General features: G+C 69.6%; 12 protein-coding genes. 4 read left to right on the top strand and 8 right to left on the bottom strand.

The genetic code is table 11. The features are described 5' to 3' along the window. Window positions 1–13: 13 nt before the first annotated feature. Window positions 14–1117, bottom strand: coding sequence for an RNA polymerase sigma factor RpoD (gene rpoD, locus ABEA43_RS04545; protein WP_425570163.1), 1104 nt, complete (start codon window positions 1115–1117; stop codon window positions 14–16). Window positions 1118–1721: 604 nt separating this feature from the next. Next, window positions 1722–3563 (bottom strand): DNA primase, encoded by a 1842-nt coding sequence (dnaG, locus tag ABEA43_RS04540; protein ID WP_345558974.1) that lies wholly within the window; start codon window positions 3561–3563, stop codon window positions 1722–1724. Between the two features lie 211 nt (window positions 3564–3774). Between dnaG and ABEA43_RS04535 the strand changes: the two genes are divergently transcribed. Then, the gene (locus ABEA43_RS04535) at window positions 3775–4659 is read left to right on the top strand and encodes a peptidoglycan DD-metalloendopeptidase family protein (RefSeq protein WP_345558972.1); all 885 of its coding nucleotides are present in this window, start codon (window positions 3775–3777) and stop codon (window positions 4657–4659) included. Here the strand turns inward: ABEA43_RS04535 and ABEA43_RS04530 are convergent. Beyond that, window positions 4625–5782: an NAD(P)/FAD-dependent oxidoreductase gene (locus ABEA43_RS04530; RefSeq protein WP_345558970.1), complete on the bottom strand. Its 1158-nt coding sequence runs from the start codon at window positions 5780–5782 to the stop codon at window positions 4625–4627. The genes ABEA43_RS04535 and ABEA43_RS04530 overlap by 35 nt on opposite strands. Window positions 5783–5858: 76 nt before the next feature. Then, window positions 5859–7079, bottom strand: a complete 1221-nt coding sequence (locus ABEA43_RS04525) for a deoxyguanosinetriphosphate triphosphohydrolase (RefSeq protein WP_345559843.1) — start codon at window positions 7077–7079, stop codon at window positions 5859–5861. An 81-nt stretch (window positions 7080–7160) separates the two neighbouring features. On the opposite strand from ABEA43_RS04525, the gene ABEA43_RS04520 reads away from it, so the two are divergent. Next, window positions 7161–8654, top strand: a complete 1494-nt coding sequence (locus ABEA43_RS04520) for a M48 family metallopeptidase (RefSeq protein WP_345558968.1) — start codon at window positions 7161–7163, stop codon at window positions 8652–8654. A gap of 83 nt (window positions 8655–8737) precedes the next feature. Here ABEA43_RS04520 and ABEA43_RS04515 read toward each other — a convergent pair whose 3' ends face one another. After that, window positions 8738–9469: a phosphotransferase gene (locus tag ABEA43_RS04515; RefSeq protein ID WP_345558966.1), complete on the bottom strand. Its 732-nt coding sequence runs from the start codon at window positions 9467–9469 to the stop codon at window positions 8738–8740. Window positions 9470–9694: 225 nt separating this feature from the next. On the opposite strand from ABEA43_RS04515, the gene ABEA43_RS04510 reads away from it, so the two are divergent. Together ABEA43_RS04510 and ABEA43_RS04505 are read left to right on the top strand one after the other, a co-directional pair. Beyond that, on the top strand, window positions 9695–11434 hold the full coding sequence (locus tag ABEA43_RS04510) for a DUF4832 domain-containing protein (RefSeq protein WP_345558964.1): 1740 nt from the start codon (window positions 9695–9697) through the stop codon (window positions 11432–11434). 99 nt (window positions 11435–11533) lie between these two features. After that, on the top strand, window positions 11534–12073 hold the full coding sequence (locus ABEA43_RS04505; RefSeq protein ID WP_345558962.1) for a GNAT family N-acetyltransferase: 540 nt from the start codon (window positions 11534–11536) through the stop codon (window positions 12071–12073). A gap of 48 nt (window positions 12074–12121) precedes the next feature. Here the strand turns inward: ABEA43_RS04505 and ABEA43_RS04500 are convergent, their stop codons facing one another. The 3 genes from ABEA43_RS04500 to ppdK all read right to left on the bottom strand — a co-directional run bounded on the left by ABEA43_RS04500 (window position 12122) and on the right by ppdK (window position 16163). Further along, entirely contained in the window at window positions 12122–12895 is a 774-nt protein-coding gene (locus ABEA43_RS04500; RefSeq protein WP_345558960.1) for an alpha/beta fold hydrolase, read from the bottom strand. 45 nt (window positions 12896–12940) lie between these two features. Beyond that, window positions 12941–13417, bottom strand: a complete 477-nt coding sequence (locus ABEA43_RS04495) for a GbsR/MarR family transcriptional regulator (protein ID WP_345558958.1) — start codon at window positions 13415–13417, stop codon at window positions 12941–12943. 112 nt (window positions 13418–13529) lie between these two features. Beyond that, a complete protein-coding gene (gene ppdK / locus ABEA43_RS04490) occupies window positions 13530–16163 on the bottom strand; it encodes a pyruvate, phosphate dikinase (protein WP_345558956.1) in 2634 nt (877 codons plus the stop codon). Window positions 16164–16377 lie beyond the last annotated feature (214 nt).

The following is a 16377-nucleotide window of genomic DNA, read 5'->3' as shown; positions in this document are numbered from 1 at the left end:
CGTCCGCCTGCGGTCAGTCCAGATAGTCCCGGAGCATCTGGGCCCGGGTCGGGTGGCGGAGCTTGGCCAGGGTCTTCGACTCGATCTGGCGGATGCGCTCCCGCGTGACGCCGAACTCCCTGCCCACCTCCTCGAGCGTGCGCGGATGCCCGTCGGCCAGGCCGAAGCGGAGCTGGATGATGCGCTGCTCACGGTCCGACAGCGTGGCCAGAATGTCGTCGAGCTGGTCCTGCAGCATGATGAAGGCCGCGGCCTCCATGGGCACGACCGCGTCGGCGTCCTCGATGAAGTCCCCGAGGTCGGAGTCTTCCTCGCCGATCGGCGACTGCAGCGACACGGGCTCCTGGGCGATGCGCTGGATCTCCACCACGCGATCGACCGGGAGGTCCATCTCCTTGGCGATCTCCTCGGGAATCGGCTCGCGGCCGAGGTCCTGGTGGAGCTGACGCTGCACCCTGACGAGCTTGTTGATGGTCTCCACCATGTGCACGGGGATGCGGATCGTCCGCGCCTGGTCGGCGATCGCCCGGGTGATCGCCTGTCTGATCCACCAGGTCGCGTAGGTGGAGAACTTGTAGCCCTTCGTGTAGTCGAACTTCTCGACCGCGCGGATCAGCCCGAGATTGCCCTCCTGGATCAGGTCCAGGAACAGCATGCCGCGGCCCACGTACCGTTTGGCGATCGACACCACGAGCCTGAGGTTGGCCTCGATGAGCCGCTGTTTAGCCCGGGTGCCCTGCCACACGAGCTCCCTGAACTCCGGGAAGGCCAGACGCGAGACCCCGTTGGACAGCTTGTCCTCGGCGAACAGGCCGGCCTCGATCGACTTGGCGAGCTCCACCTCCTCCTCGGCGGTCAGCAGAGGGACGCGGCCGATCTCCCGCAGATAAATACGGACCAGATCGCTGGTCGGCGCCCGCTTGCCTACGTCTTCCTCATCGGCGCGGGTGGTCTCCTCGTCGCCCTGGGGCTCGAGGACCTCCACACCGTTCTCGGCGAGCATCCGCACGACGCGTTCCAGCGCGTCGGACGGCAACTCGGATCGGTCAAGCGCGGCTGCGACGTCATCTACGGTGACGCTTCCGCGCTCCCTTCCCTTCGCGACGAGATCCGCCACCTGATCTACCGATGGCGGTCCGCTTGGCAGCACCGATGCACCCACGGGAGACAGTCTGCAGTATTGGTTCCAGCAAATGGCAGACCCATTTTTGGCACTGAAGGTAAGACGATCGTCCTTACCGAATTGAGATCGTAATAAGGTTTAGCACGAGTTTGATCAGGAAAGTAAAGTCAATTACGCGGTCTGGATACACGCGCCCGGCTACACCCCCCGGCCGGACGCAACTCTCTCGTTGCCCGGACCGTGTTGTCCACCCGCTTTGTCGCATCTTGGACCGGGCCAAGTTCCCTGGTCAACCACCCTGGTTTACCGCTTGCGATCGCGGCCGAACTGTTACCTGTGGCTCGCCGGGTATGCCCTGTTTCCGGGGATTCGGTGGGCGCTGGGAGGCCACGGTGACGCGTCAGCGCACGCCGGTCCGGGCCCTGACGGGTGGCAACAGGTCCACTCTGTGGACCGCACAGTGGACCGCCCTATGGGCCGCTCTGTGGGCCGGGAGCGCCCCGGCCGGACAGCGGCAGCCGATCAGGCGCCGGAGACACGGCCTATCACGCGGCCTATCACGTGCCGGGCGACGCGTTCTAGCACGCGGCCCAGCCTGTCAGGTGCCGGAGACGCGGTCGCGCAGGACCCGGCGCTGCTGCTCCAGCGCCACCAGCTCCCCGAACAGCTTGTTGTACTCCTGCTGCTCCTCCACCGGATTGAGCCGCTGGATCCGAGACTTCACCTGCGCGATGGCCCGATCGACCGGCATCGCCTCCACCGCCGTCAGGATGTCGCCGGCGTAGCGCTCCTCGGCGTGCGCGTCCGCGTGGATGGCCTCCACCGCGAAGCGGGTCACCAGCGCGCGCGCACCGTCCTCGTGCGCGTTCTCCAGCAGCCGGTCCACCCACTCCCGCCCGCCGCCCCGCCCCGCGGCGGCACCGCCGGCGGCGACGATGACCTTGTGCAGGATGACGTGGTCGGGAGCCGTGAACGCCTGCGGGTCGAGGGCGTCGAAGCGCGGCCCGAGCAGCGCGGGACGCTGGACGGCGAGCTTGAGCAGCTCCCCCTCCACCCGCACGCTCGGGTCGATCGGCGCGGACTTGGGCGCCCGCTGCGGGCGGCCCTGCTGCGCGCCGGAGACCTCGGCGATGCGCTGCATCACGAAGCGCTCGTCCATGAACCCCAGCCACCGGTCGAGGTCGATGGCGTAACGCTTGCGCAGCCCGGCGTCCTTGATCCCGGCCACGATCGGCGCGGCGGCGTCGAGCGCGCCGATCTTGCCTTCGTTGGTGCGCAGGTCGTAGCGCGAGATCGTGCTCCTGATCGCGAACTGGAACAACGGCTCCCGGCTCGCGATCAGATCGCGGACGGCCGCGTCGCCCTGCTTGATGCGCAGGTCGCAGGGGTCGAGCCCGTCGCTCTGCACCGCCACGTAGGTCTGGGTGACGAACTTCTGCTCGTCGGCGAAAGCCCGCAGCGCCGCCTTCTGCCCCGCCGCGTCACCGTCGAAGGTGAAGATGACCTCGCCGCGGAACTCCGCCTGGTCCAAGAGGAACCGGCGCAGGATCTTGATGTGCTCCTCACCGAAAGAGGTGCCGCAGGTGGCCACGGCGGTCGGCACACCGGCGAGATGACACGCCATCACGTCGGTGTATCCCTCGACGATCACCGCCTGGGACCGCTTAGAGATCTCCCGTTTTGCGAGATCAATCCCATAAAGCACCTGGCTCTTCTTGTAAAGCGGCGAGTCAGGCGTATTGAGGTATTTCGGGCCGTCATCGGAATCAAGCAACTTCCGCGCCCCGAAACCGATCACATCGCCCGTGGCGTCCCTGATAGGCCAGATCAGGCGGCCCCTGAACCGGTCGATGGGCCCGCGCCGCCCCTCCTTCGCCAGACCGCCCTTGACGATCTCGTCGGCGGTGAACCCGCGGCCCAGGAGATGGCGGGCCAGCGCCTCCCACTCGTTGGGCGCGTAGCCCACGCCGAACGCCTCGGCGTCGGCCCGCTCGAACCCGCGCTCCGACAGGAACCGCCGCCCCGTCGACGCCTCGGGCGCCAGCAGCTTGCCGGCGTAGAACTCGGCCGCCGCCTTGTGCGCCTCGATCAGCCGGGCCCGCTCGCCGTGGTCGCGCCGCGGGACGTAGCCGCCCTGCTCGTACTGGAGCTGGATCCCGGCCCGCTGCGCCAGCCGCTCGACCGCCTCGCTGAACGGCAGATGCTCGATCTTCTCGACGAACGTGATCACGTCGCCGCCTTCTGAGCAGCCGAAACAGAAATACATTCCGCGCTCGGGGGTGACGTTGAACGACGGGCTCTTCTCGTCGTGGAACGGGCACAACCCCTTGAGGTTGCCGCCTCCCGCGTTGCGCAACTGGATGTGTTCGCCGATCACATCGGCGATGGGTGAACGCTCGCGAACGAGCGCGATGTCGACATCACGGATCCGGCCAGCCACGCCGGTGAGTCTATTCCGCCCCACCGACGCTTCCGGCCGGTACGGGTGTCCGCGCACCTGGATGAGTGCCCGATGAATCCCGGAGGGGAGGCGTACGGGGTAGACGGGCATTACCTGTGGGTTGCTAAAGGAGGAAACCGGCTCTGAGAGGTCCCGCGGTCGGCTACAAAGGTAAAGGTTGTCGGTGGAAACGGTGACACGGGTGGAGATCATGCGATCGGGGCATATCGGACAATGGGCGGCCGTCGCGGGCGCCTTGCTGCTGACCGGTGCCTGCACCCAGGCCACCGGGCTGGCCGGCGTCAGCGCCAGCTCGCCTTCCACGGCCGCGGCCACGGGGACGCCTTCGGTGACCGCCACGATCCCCGGCCCCATCCCGTCGGCCGAGCACCAGGCCGCCGAGGAGCCGCCCGAGGGTGGCGACCCGGTCAAGGTGCCGCCGCCGAAGCTGTCGAAGTACAAGTACACGTTCCCGGTCAAGGGCTGCAAGACCACCTACCAGCGGCAGTTGCTCGTGCTGCCGAAGACGACGATCTGGGCCGGGCAGGGGTGCTCGTTCGTGGCGCCGATCGGCGGCGTGGTGGACGAGGTGAACATTCAGAACAGGTGGAGCCCCGCCACGGACGCGGGCGCGGACCGCGAGGGCAGGTTCGTCACGATCGTCGGTGACGACGGCGTGCGTTATCTCGGCGGCCACCTCGACTCGGTCGCGGAGGGCGTCAGGCCGGGCGTACGCGTCAAGGCCGGCCAGTTGCTGGGGCGGGTGGGCAGGTCGGGCAACGCCCGCGACACCGCGACCAACCTCTATTTCGCGATCTCGTGGAAGACGGGGCCGGCCTTCTGGTGGGTGCGCAGGGGCATGGTGAAGCCGTGGAGCTACCTCGACGCCTGGCAGACCGGCAACCGCACGTACTCGCCCCGCGAGGAGACGCTGGCGCTGCGCGGCCGGCTCGGGGAGACGCCCCGCTGCGCCGTTCAGTGCTCGTCGAAGAAGACGCCGCAGGCCGGGAAGACCCCCAAGCCCAGGAAGACCCGCGACAACGACGACGACGTGATCACTGTCAACCCGTCGACAACTCCTTTTGGTCAACAATGACGCCTGACCTGATGAGCTCCTGGATGTCGTCCACGACGTCCCAGACGTTGACGTTCATGCCGGCGATCACCCGGCCGCCGCGCAGCCAGTAGGCGATGAATTCCAGGCTCTCGGGGTCGCCCCGGTAGACGATCTCCTCGTAGCCCTCGATGTCGCCGGAGAACTCCATGCCGAGCTCGTACTGGTCGGTGTAGAAGTAGGGGATCCGGTCGTAGGAGACCTCCTGTCCGAGCATGGACCTGGCGGCGGCGGGGCCGCCGTGCAGGGCGTTGGCCCAGTGTTCGACGCGCAGGCGCCGGCCGTACAGGGGATGGAAGGACTCGGCCACGTCGCCGGCCGCGTACACGTCGGGGTGCGAGGTGCGCAGTGCGGCGTCCGTCAGGATGCCGTGCTCGACGTCGAGCCCGGCGTCGCGGGCGAGGCCGACCTCCGGCGCGGCGCCGATGCCGACCACGACGAGGTCGGCGGCGAGCCGTTCGCCCGAGCTGAGCCGGACGCCGGCCTCGGTGATCTCCGCGGCGGCGGTGCCGAAACGGAGGTCCACGCCCTTGCGCGCGTGCAGGCGGGCGAACAGGTTGCCGAGGTCGGGCCCGAGCGCCCGGTTCAGTGCGGTGGGCTCGGGCTCGACGACGGTGACCGCGCAGTTCGCCGCGCGCGCCGCGGCCGCCGTCTCCAGCCCGATCCATGACGCGCCGACGATGAGCACGCTCTGTGCGGCGGCCAGACGCTCCTTGAGCGCCTCGCAGTCCCGGACGGTACGCAGGTAGCTCCCGGGCCCCGGCAGCCGCCTGGGGGTGGCTCCGGTGGCGACCAGCAGCTTGTCGTACGGCTGCCGGGACCCGTCGCCGAACCTGACCACGTGGTGATCGAGCTCGATGCGCGTGACCCGCAGCCCGAGCCGCAGCTCGACGGCGTTGTCCGCGTACCAGTCCGGAGGGTGTACGAAGATCTGCTCGCGTTCGCCCTTGCCCTGGAGGTAGTCCTTGGACAGTGGCGGTCTCTCGTAGGGTCGCTCGTCCTCCGCGCCGATCAGCACGATCTCGCCGTCGAAGCCCTCTTCGCGCAGGGTCTGCGCCGCCTTGGCGCCCGCCAGGCCGGCCCCGACGATCACATATGTCGCCATGGCCGCAGTATCCGCCCCCTGGACCCGCCGGGAAAGCGGGTTGGGTCAGGTGACCTGCCTCATTGGAAAACTTTGGTCAGCGCGACAGCTTTCTGTGCCAGGCCACAGCCGAGGTGTCGGTGAGTGAGGCGATCTGGTCGATCACCACGCGGACGCGGGCGGCGTCGCCGGGGGCCTCCGCCCACGCGGGCCTGAAGGCGGGCTCCAGGGTGCCGGGGGCGCCGAGCGTGATCAGCGAGGCCAGCTCGGTGATGAGGTCGCGCTGCCTGGCCTGGTTGGCGTTGTGGTCGGCGGTGGTCATCACGTAGTGGGCGGTCACGCCCTTGAGCAAGGCGCACTCCAACCGGGTGGACCGGGGGACGACGAGGTCGGCGCGGTGGCGCGAGCCGTACACCTCCTTGGTGGCGGTCTGCGCGGATTGGCAGAAGCGGCCGATGAGCCCGCTCGTCAGCGCCTTGAGCCCGGCCAGGTCGGCGATCGTGGCCTCGAAGCGGCGTGGCCAGAGGGGGTCGGCGATCAGTTTGGCGAAGATCTCTTCCAGCTCGCCGAGGTCGGTGCCGGCGGCGTACCAGATGCGGGTGATCTGGCACACCTGGCTGCGCTCGTCGCGCGACTGGAGCGCCTCGGGGGTGACGTGGCCGGAGTGGAGCGCGTCCTCCAGATCGTGGACGGAGTAGGCCACGTCGTCGGCCCAGTCCATGATCTGCGCCTCGAAGCTCACCCGTCCTTCCGGAGCGCCTTCCCTGATCCACGCGAACACCGGCAGGTCGTCGTCGTAGACGCCGTATTTGGGGGACTTTTCGCACGTCCACGGGTACTTGATCGAGGCGTCGAGTGCCGCGCGCGTCAGGTTCAGCCCGGCGCTGTGGCCGTCCTCGGTGAGCACCTTGGCCTCGAGCCTGGTGAGCAGGCGCAGGCTCTGCGCGTTGCCCTCGAAGCCGCCACACGAGGCCGACAGGGCGTTGAGCGCCATCTCGCCGTTGTGCCCGAACGGCGGATGCCCCAGGTCGTGCGCCAGGCAGGCGGTCTCCACCAGGTCGGGGTCGACGCCGAGGGTGGCGCCCATCTCCCTCCCCACCTGGGCGCATTCGAGCGAGTGCGTGAGCCTGGTGCGCGGGATGTGCTGGCCGCCGCCGAGCGTCTCCCCCGGGCCTACGACCTGGGTTTTCGCCGCCAGCCTGCGCAGCGCCGCGCTGTGCAGCACGCGGGCGCGGTCGCGCTCGAACGCGGAGCGCTCCGGATTGCCGGGAAGTTCCGGAATCCAGCGCTCTTGGTCGTGGTCGTCGTAGTACGGCATCAGTGGAGTGATTTTATCCAGTTTCATGTCTCCGCTAGTGTCGAGCCTCGCGAGAACCCATTCCCCTGGGAGCCCTCCCCCATGACGACAGCGTTCCGAGCAGTGCTGGCTTTTACTCTGCTCGCCGGCTTTTACGTGCTGGTCGGCCTCATCCTGGCCGCCGCCGTCTTCTTCGACGTCCTGCTCCTCGTGGACTTCCACGCCAACACCATCAAGATCGCGGTCGTGCTCACCCTGGCCGCGGGGGCGCTGGTCCGCGCCCTGTTCATGGTGAGCCGGCGCGGCGGCGGCGAGCAGCCGGGCGTGCCGGTGGGCCGCGAGCACGAGCCTGCGCTCTGGCAGACGGTCGAGGAGCTCGCCCAGCGGGTGCGCACGGCCCCGCCCGACGAGATCCGCCTGGTGCCCGAGGTGAACGCGGCCGTCTCCGAGGACACGCGCTTCCTGGGGCTGAAGGCGACGCGGCGGCGGATGTTCGTCGGTCTGCCGCTGCTGCAGACGCTCACGGTGGACGAGATGCGCGCGGTGCTCGGGCACGAGCTCGGCCACTACAGCGGCGCGCACACGCGGCTGGGCGCGCCGGTCTACCGGGGGCGGGTGTCGTTGATCGCGACCGTGCGCGGGCTGGCCAACCACCCGTTCATCCAGCGGCTGTTCACCTGGTACACCAAGCTCTACCTGCGGGTCTCCCAGGCCGTCTCGCGCAAGCAGGAGCTGGAGGCCGACCGGTTCGCCGTGGCGATCGGCGGGCGGCAGGCCATGGCCGGCGCGCTGCGCAAGATCCACAGCACCGCGCTGGGCTGGGACGTGTACGTCAGCAACTACCTGTCGCTGACGGGCTCCGGCGGCACGCGGCCCGCGACGGTGTTCGGCGGCTTCCACGCGCTGATGAGCGACTCGGGGCGGCAGGCCGAGATCGCCAAGCTGACCGAGGAGCCTGAGGAGATCTCGCCGTACGACTCCCACCCCAGCCTGGCCGAACGCCTGGCCGCCATCGAGCATCTGCCGGAGCCCGAGCACGTTCCCGACCCGCGCTCCGCCCTGACGCTGCTCAGGGACGCGAACGTGGCGGTGCAGGCGGTGGAGCAGTCCATGTGGACGCCCGAGGCGCTGTCCGCGCTGCGGCCGGTGTCGTGGGAGGAGCTGGTGTCGCACGGCATGTACGCGGGCCGCAACGCCGACGCCCTGCACGACCTGGCGATGGCCGGGCAGCGGGTGATGGGGGCGAACAAGCCGTACCTGGACGCGGCCTTCGAGGCGATCGCGCGCGGGCGGCAGGCGGAGCTGGCGGCCGTGCTGCTCGAACAGGGCTGGGCCCCGTCGGACACGTTGCTCGCGGGGGTGCTGGGGCAGGCGCTGGAGGCGGTACTGATCCAGCTCGGCGAGGCCAAGTGGACGCTGTCGTGGGCCGGTCCCGCGCGGCTGCTGTTCGACGACGGGGAGGAGGTCGCCCTGTCGGAGTACGCGGCCCAGGTGGCGGCCAACCCGGCGGCCGTGGCGGGGCTGCGCCAGTGGCTGGGCGATCATGGCATGCGCCACGACTACGTCCCCACCCAGGAAGCCGTCTCCCCGAACTGACCGGCATCCTCTCGTCCGGAGCTCTAGAGCAGGGCGCGTTCCAGGTCGGCGCGCTGGAGCAGGGCGCGTTCCGGGCCGGCGCGCTAGAGCAAGGCGCGTTCCAGGTCGGCGCGGTGGGCGGCGACCCAGTCGTGGGCGGCGCCGACCTGCTCGACCGCCCCGGCCGCGCGCAGCCGGACCGCGTGCGGCAGGCCGGCCGCCGCGTCCGCCTCGATGCCGCGCCGGCACCTGTCCTGCCACCAGAGGATGGCCGCCACCACGCCGCCGCGATCCGCCAGCCCATAGGCGTCGCAGATCAGCCGCACCCGCCTGGGCGCGTCAGTGGCGCCGGGGCCGAGGCCCGCGTACTGCCAGCAGACGTGGGCCACGTCGTGGATGCGCCGCCCGGGCGTCGCGAGGTCCCAGTCGATGAACGCGACCGGCCGCAGCCCCTCGCCGTCCGCGTCCCGGTAGACGGTGTTCCTGGGCGACAGGTCGTTGTGGCAGACGACCTCCTCCGCGCCGGCCAGCGGCGTGCCCGCGGTCAGGTCGTGGAACTCCCGCACCAGCTCCGCCGCCCGCGCCAGGCTCGCGTCCGAGGTGACGCCGTCCGGCTGGGCCTCCTCCCAGGCCACGTGCCCGGCCACGAAGCCGAGGATCTCGCGCCCCCGCTCGTCGAAGCCGTGGAACCTGGGCGCGCCCGGCCAGCCGCGGCGCTCGAACAGGCCGAGCAGTTCGTGCACGAACGCGGACCGCTGCGCGGGTGTGCGGCGGACGGTGTCGCCGACGCGGACGACGGCGTTGACGAATCCGCCGGGGAGATGGGTCTCGGGCATGCGTCCCAGACTGCCCGATCTTCCCGCTCCTGGAAACCCGGGCTGATCGGGCTCGATTATCGGGGAGTCCCTGATTATCCAGGGCAGATGCCCGTGCCGGGCTGCGATGGGCAGATTGGGGTCTTGACTTGATTTCAATGGACTCCATTATTAGTCACGAGCGGATCCGAGCCCCGCACCGGCCGCCCCCCGTCGTCCGCCCCGGCCCCTAGGAGCCGCAGCCCCATGTCGAAACTCGTACGCAGCCTCACCCTCCTCCTCTTCCTGTGCGCGTCCGTGCTCGTCGCGCCGCCCGCCTTCGCGGCCATCTCCGGCCAGTCGGCCACCAACACCGCCACCACCGTGACGTACCGGTTCGGCTACACCGGCAGCCCCGCCTACGCGCGCACGTACGTGGACACCGACCGCAACGCCGCGACGGGCTTCGCCCAAGGCGGCACAGGTGCGGACTACCTGCTGGAGAACGCGAGCCTCTACCGGCACAACGGCGGCGGCTGGAGCTGGACGCTGGTGCGTTCGGTCACTTACTCCGCCTCCGGCGGCATCGCGACGTGGACGGTGAACCGCGCCGACCTCGGCGAGAGCGCCACGCCGAACGACGCCGACCTCGTCTTCCAGGTCGAGTCCCCAGTGGAGACCTCAGCCAAGTACACGCACGTTTACAGCGGTGGAGGCGGGGGCGGCGGCCAGACCGTCACCTACGCGCAGACCACCGCCGACGTCGCCAACCCCGAGCGCGGCCTCTACCACCACACCGGAGACTGCGACAAGAACGACTTCGCCCTGGCCACCCTCCAGAGCTACCGCACCAGCCAGAACATCTCCCTGGTGATGTGCGTCTTCTACCTGGCCGAGTACAAGACCACCCCCATCGCCCAGGCCGCCCTGGACCAGCTCCAGCAGCAGCTCGACACCGTACGCGCGGCGGGCATGAAGATGATCCTGCGCTTCGCCTACACCACCTCCACCGACGGCGCGGACGCCTCGAAGGACCGCGTGCTCGCCCACCTCGACCAGCTCGCCCCCTACCTGAGCGCCAACAGGGACGTCATCTACCTCATGCAGGCGGGCTTCATCGGCGCCTGGGGCGAGTGGTACTACACCCAGAACTTCGGCAACGCGGGCACGGTCACCGCGGCCGACTGGGCCAACAGGAAGGCCGTCGTCGACAAGCTGCTCAGCGTGCTGCCCTCGACGCGGATGGTGCAGCTGCGCACGCCCAAGTTCAAGCGCACGCTGTACTCGGCCAGCGCCCTGCCGCCCGGTCAGGCGCACAACGGCTCGGCCCTGGCGCGGCTGGGTCACCACAACGACTGCTTCCTGGCCAGCCCCGACGACTACGGCACGTACGAGAACGCCGCGGTGGAATATCCGTACTTGCAGGCCGAGACCGCGTACGTCGCGATGGGCGGCGAGACCTGCAACCCGAACCCGCCGCGCACCGACTGCCCCACCGCCAAGAGCGAGCTGTCCGGCTTCCACTGGTCCTACCTCAACACCGACTACCACACCGGCGTGCTGAGCGGCTGGAACACCGGCGGCTGCCTGGCCGAGATCACCCGCAGCCTCGGCTACCGCCTCGCCCTGCAGAGCGGCACGTACCCGGGCACGGCCACCAGGGGCGGCGGCCTGCCGGTCAGCATCACCCTCAGGAACGACGGGTACGCGGCCCCCTTCAATCCGCGCAACCTGGAGCTGGTCCTGCGGAACACCGCCACCTCGGCCGTGTACCGCCTCCCGCTCTCCGCCGACCCCCGCACCTGGCAGGCCGGGGCCACCTCGACGATCACCCAGACCGTCACGGTTCCGGCGTCCGTGCCCGCCGGCAGTTACGCGCTCCTGCTCGCCCTGCCGGACCCGCAGCTGCCGGCCCGCGCCGAGTACGCGGTCCGGCTCGCCAACCAGAACACCTGGGAGGCGGGCACCGGCCTGAACAACCTCCTGCACACCGTGACCGTGAGCTGACCGTGAGCTGACCGCTTCGCCGCCGCGAGCCCGTGCGGGAGACTCGCGGCGGCGGAAAAGCAGTTGACCCCGCTCGGAAGCCGCCAGGACGATCGGGCGGTGCATATCGAGTTCACCAGATTCTCGCCGGACGACACCGAGCGTCTCGTCGCGTTCATGACCGAGGAAGAGTGGCCCTTCCACGCCGGGACACAGGACCCGGAGGCGGTCAGACAGCGGGCCGGCGAGGGGCTCTACGACGACGAGGAGACCCGATCGTTCTGGGTGCTCGCCGTCGGCGAGCACGCGGGGCTGGTGCGGCTGCAGGACTTCGCCGACGACACGCCCATGTTCGACCTGCGGATCAAGAAGGCCTGGCGCGGCCGGGGGCTCGGCGCGCGGGCGGTGACGTGGCTGACCGGCTACCTCTTCACCGAGCTGCCGGACATCGCCCGGATCGAGGGCACGACCCGGCAGGACAACCACGCGATGCGGGCGATCTTCCGCCGGAGCGGCTACGCCAAGGAGGCGCACTACCGGCAGGCCTGGCCGGGCCAGGACGGCCAGCTCTACGACTCGGTCGGCTACGCGATCCTGCGGCAGGACTGGGCGTCCGGGACGGTGACGCCGCCCGACTGGCACGACGAACCCGGCGCCTGAACCGCGAGCACAGCAGGCCGCCCCTCGCGAGAGGAACGGCCTGCTGCTTCACGCCGCCGAGCGGCTGACGACGTCCTCGACCGCGTCGGCGACGAGGGCGGCGTCCTTGCTGAGCACCTGCACGTGGTTGCTGGGGGCGGTCGCGAACACCGTCACGTGCTCGTTGATCGCCGTGGCCTTGGCGGCGGCGGCGCGCATCGTGCTGGTCTCCTCCTCGCTCGCGCCGGAGTGCGGCCCGGTGCAGACGACGAAGGCGGCCGGGACGCGCAGCGCCGCGAAGTCGGCCGCGAACTCGCCGTTCGTGGCGTCCGTGTCGATGACGACCTGAGCGCACTGGTCAGGCGTCATTCTGGCGGCCAGGCCGAGCCGGGCCGCCACGCGTAAGAGCCACCCCATGCGGCGGAACTGCCGGCGCACGCCCTCTTTGCCGGCCTCGTCGAACATGGTGATCGGGTACGCGCCGTCGATGAGGACGAGCCCGCCGACCTTGTCCGGGTGCTCGGTCGCGTAACGCACCGCGAGCGTCGCGCCGTTCGACCAGCCGACCAGGACCGGCCGCTCGACGCCGGTGGCTTCGATCACGCGGCCGACGTCGTCGAGCGCGCCGCGCATCGAGTAGTCGGCCGACGTGCCCGACTTGCCGCGGGCCCGCCCGTCGTAGGTGACGGTCCGGTAGGCGCCGCCGAGCCGCTCAAGCACGCGCCCCCAGTGCTTCTGCGTCGCGAAACCGCCGTTCAGGAACACCAGCGAGGGCGTCTTACCAGGTGTGTCGGTGCCGCTGAGCTGGGTGTCGGCGGCCGGGACGGTGAATGCTGCGGACATGGTGAAGCACCTTTCGGTCAGTGAAGAATGTCGGTACGCGGAAGGTCAGTCGCGGTGGCCGAGACCGGCGCGCTTGGCGTGCCACTCGGTCAGCAGAGCGGGCATCCGCTCCGCGAGGAAGTCATGGAACGCGGCGCCCTCCTCGAGCATCCGGCGCCGCTCCGAGTCGTCCTCTTCGAGCAGGTCGAGCGCGGTGCGCGCGATCGCCGCCTGCTCCTTGTACATCTCCCCCGCGAACCCCGACGGGTCGAGCGCACGGGGGTCGAGGGTGACGTGGTCCACCCGCTGCCCAGCGGAGCGCGTCCGGCGCACGACGTTGTGGCCGGCCAGCAGCGCGACCGCTCCCGTGATCGCGCTGCGGCTGGCGAGCAGCGCCTCGCTCAGCTCCGCGATCGTCTGCTGGGGAGGCCGGCAGATGAACAAGTAGCCCAGCACTCTTCCGGCCACGGGGGGGAAGCCGTATTCCCGTGCGTAGAAGTGGGCGACCCGGTCGGTGAAGGCGAGCTCTGCGGGTGAGGTCATGCAACTAATATAACCGCAAAAACTGAGATAACACAGATTTGTGTCATTTCAGTTTTGTCAGACATGAGGAAGCGCGCGCTGCCGGACACGGCAGCGCGCGCTCAGTACCAGGTCAGCGGGTGTCGGAGTCGGTCTCCGCCAGTGCCGCGCGGCCGGCCTCCAGCCGGGCGACCGGGATGCGGAACGGGGAGCAGGACACGTAGTCCAGGCCCACCTCGTGGCAGAAGTGCACCGAGTCGGGGTCGCCGCCGTGCTCGCCGCAGATGCCCAGGTGCAGGCCGGGACGGGCCGCCCTGCCCTCACGCACCGCGATCTCGATCAGGCGGCCTACGCCCTCCCTGTCCAGCGACTCGAACGGGGAGACGCCGAAGATGCCCAGGTCCAGGTAGTTCGAGAAGAAGGACGCCTCCACGTCGTCCCTGGAGAAGCCCCACGCCATCTGGGTGAGGTCGTTGGTGCCGAACGAGAAGAACTCCGCCGCCTCGGCGATCTGGCCCGCCGTCAGCGCGGCTCTGGGGACCTCGATCATGGTGCCGATCAGGGCCTCCACGCCGGCCTCCGCGAGGATCCCGGCGGCCTCGTCGCGTACGGCCTCCAGCTCCTGTACGGCCGCCACCAGCGGGATCATGATCTCCGGCGTCGCGCCCGGCACCTCCTTGGCCGCCTGGGCGATGGCCCTGACCTGCATGGCGAACAGGCCGGGGATGACCAGCCCCAGGCGCACGCCGCGCAGCCCGAGCATCGGGTTCTGCTCGTGCAGGCGCTTCACGGCGGACAGGAGCTTGCGGTCCTTCTCCGTGGCCTCCTCCGTGGCGGCCTTGACCGACAGCTCCACGATGTCGGGGAGGAACTCGTGCAGGGGCGGGTCGATGAGGCGGATCGTGACCGGGTCGCCGCCCATGGCCTCGAAGATCTGGGTGAAGTCCGCCTTCTGCAGGGGCTCCAGGGCGTCCAGTGCGGCCTGGCGCTCCGCGTCGTCCGTGGCCAGGACCAGGTCCTCCACCAGTTGCCGGCGCTCGCCGAGGAACATGTGCTCCGTCCGGCACAGGCCGATGCCCTGCGCGCCGAACCTGCGGGCCCTGGCCGCGTCGTCGGGTGTGTCGGCGTTCGCCCGGACGCCGAGCCTGCGCGCGGCGTCCGCGTGGCGCATGATCCGGTCCACCGCCCTGACCAGGTCGTCGTCCGGCGCGGCGCCCTCGAAGTACTCGACGACCGCCGAGTCCACCACGGGCACCTCACCGAGGAACACCTGGCCCGAGGTCCCGTCGATGGAGATGACGTCGCCCTCCGAGACCACCACGCCCCCGGGGGCGGTGAACGTGCGCTCGGCCGTCGAGACCTCCAGCTCCTCCGCCCCGCACACGCAGGTCTTGCCCATCCCTCTGGCGACCACGGCCGCGTGCGAGGTCTTGCCGCCCCTGCTCGTCAGGATGCCCCTGGCGGCGATCATGCCGGCCAGGTCGTCCGGGTTGGTCTCACGGCGGACGAGGATGACGTCCTCGCCCCGCTCCGCCAGCTCCACGGCGCGCGCGGAGGAGAAGACGGCCTTGCCCACCGCCGCGCCGGGCGAGGCGTTCATGCCCTTGGCGATCTTCTTCTTCTCGGCGGCGGCGTCGAAGCGGGGGAACATGAGCTGGGCGAGCTGGTCGCCGGTGACCCGGGTGACGGCCTCGTCGAGGGTGATCAGGCCCTGGTCCACGAGCTGGGTGGCGATGCAGAACGCGGCCGCCGCCGTTCGCTTGCCGACCCGCGTCTGCAGCATCCAGAGCTTGCCGCGCTCGATCGTGAACTCGATGTCGCAGAGGTCCTTGTAGTGGTTCTCCAGGGTCTCCATGATCGTGAGCAGCTCGTCGTACGAGTGCTTGTCGATGCGTTCGAGCTCCTCCAGGGGGATCGTGTTGCGGATGCCCGCCACCACGTCCTCGCCCTGGGCGTTCTGCAGGTAGTCGCCGTAGAGGCCCTGCCGGCCCGTGCCGGGGTCGCGGGTGAAGGCGACGCCGGTGCCCGAGTCGTTGCCGACGTTGCCGAAGACCATGGCCACGATGTTGACCGCCGTGCCGAGGTCGGCGGGGATGCGCTCCTGGCGGCGGTAGAGGATGGCGCGCGGGGCGTTCCAGGAGTCGAAGACGGCCATGACGGCCAGGCGCATCTGCTCGCGCGGATCCGCGGGGAAGTCCTTGCCCGTCTCCTCGCGGACGATGCCCTTGAACGTCTCCACGAGCTGCTGCAGCTCGTTCGCGTCCAGGTCGGTGTCCTGGCGGCGGTCCTTCAACGCCTCGAGCGCCTCCTCGAAGCGGTCGCCGTCGATCCCGAGCACGGTCTTGCCGAACATCTGGATGAGCCTGCGGTAGGAGTCCCAGGCGAAGCGGTCGTTGCCGCCGGCCTGCTTGGCCAGCCCGTGGACGGACTCGTCGTTGAGCCCGATGTTGAGGACCGTCTCCATCATTCCCGGCATGGAGAACTTGGCGCCCGACCGCACGCTCACCAGCAGCGGGTCGTCGGCCTGCCCGAGGGTCCTGCCCATCTGGCTCTCCAGCGCGTCCAGGTGCTCCGCGACTTCCTGCTCCAGGCCATCCGGCACGACGCCTTCCGCCAGGTAATGGCGGCAGGCGTCGCTGGTGATCGTGAATCCTGGAGGAACGGGCAGCCCGAGGTTGGTCATTTCGGCGAGGTTCGCTCCCTTACCGCCGAGAAGATCTTTGAGATTCCTGTTGCCCTCGGTGAAGTCGTAAACGTACTTGGCCACCACAGCTCCAATCCAACGCCTCTGCTCCGGACTCTACCGGCGGAATTGATGACGAAACTGCACTCCTCGGTTAAGTCAGTATTTGTGCTGGTAAACGGCCTAGGACAGGTCTAATCCAATTATACGACCGGCAGACGAGAAATTGGATTAGACCAATTGGTTTACACCAATTCTTGAGAAAGGAGCGAGGTGGGTGCAGAATCGGATCACACCC

This window comes from Nonomuraea rosea, from assembly GCF_039539705.1.
In the GTDB taxonomy this organism is placed as follows: domain Bacteria; phylum Actinomycetota; class Actinomycetes; order Streptosporangiales; family Streptosporangiaceae; genus Nonomuraea; species Nonomuraea rosea.
This window is presented reverse-complemented; position numbering and strand designations above follow the sequence as displayed.

Bases quoted from the DNA above. Each gene is read 5' to 3' on its own strand.
- ABEA43_RS04535 (WP_345558972.1), top strand. From the start codon at position 3,775: ATGCGATCGGGGCATATCGGACAATGGGCGGCCGTCGCGGGCGCCTTG.
- ABEA43_RS04530 (WP_345558970.1), bottom strand. From the start codon at position 5,782: ATGGCGACATATGTGATCGTCGGGGCCGGCCTGGCGGGCGCCAAGGCG.
- ABEA43_RS04525 (WP_345559843.1), bottom strand. From the start codon at position 7,079: ATGCCGTACTACGACGACCACGACCAAGAGCGCTGGATTCCGGAACTT.
- ABEA43_RS04520 (WP_345558968.1), top strand. From the start codon at position 7,161: ATGACGACAGCGTTCCGAGCAGTGCTGGCTTTTACTCTGCTCGCCGGC.
- ABEA43_RS04515 (WP_345558966.1), bottom strand. From the start codon at position 9,469: ATGCCCGAGACCCATCTCCCCGGCGGATTCGTCAACGCCGTCGTCCGC.
- ABEA43_RS04510 (WP_345558964.1), top strand. From the start codon at position 9,695: ATGTCGAAACTCGTACGCAGCCTCACCCTCCTCCTCTTCCTGTGCGCG.
- ABEA43_RS04500 (WP_345558960.1), bottom strand. From the start codon at position 12,895: ATGTCCGCAGCATTCACCGTCCCGGCCGCCGACACCCAGCTCAGCGGC.
- ABEA43_RS04495 (WP_345558958.1), bottom strand. From the start codon at position 13,417: ATGACCTCACCCGCAGAGCTCGCCTTCACCGACCGGGTCGCCCACTTC.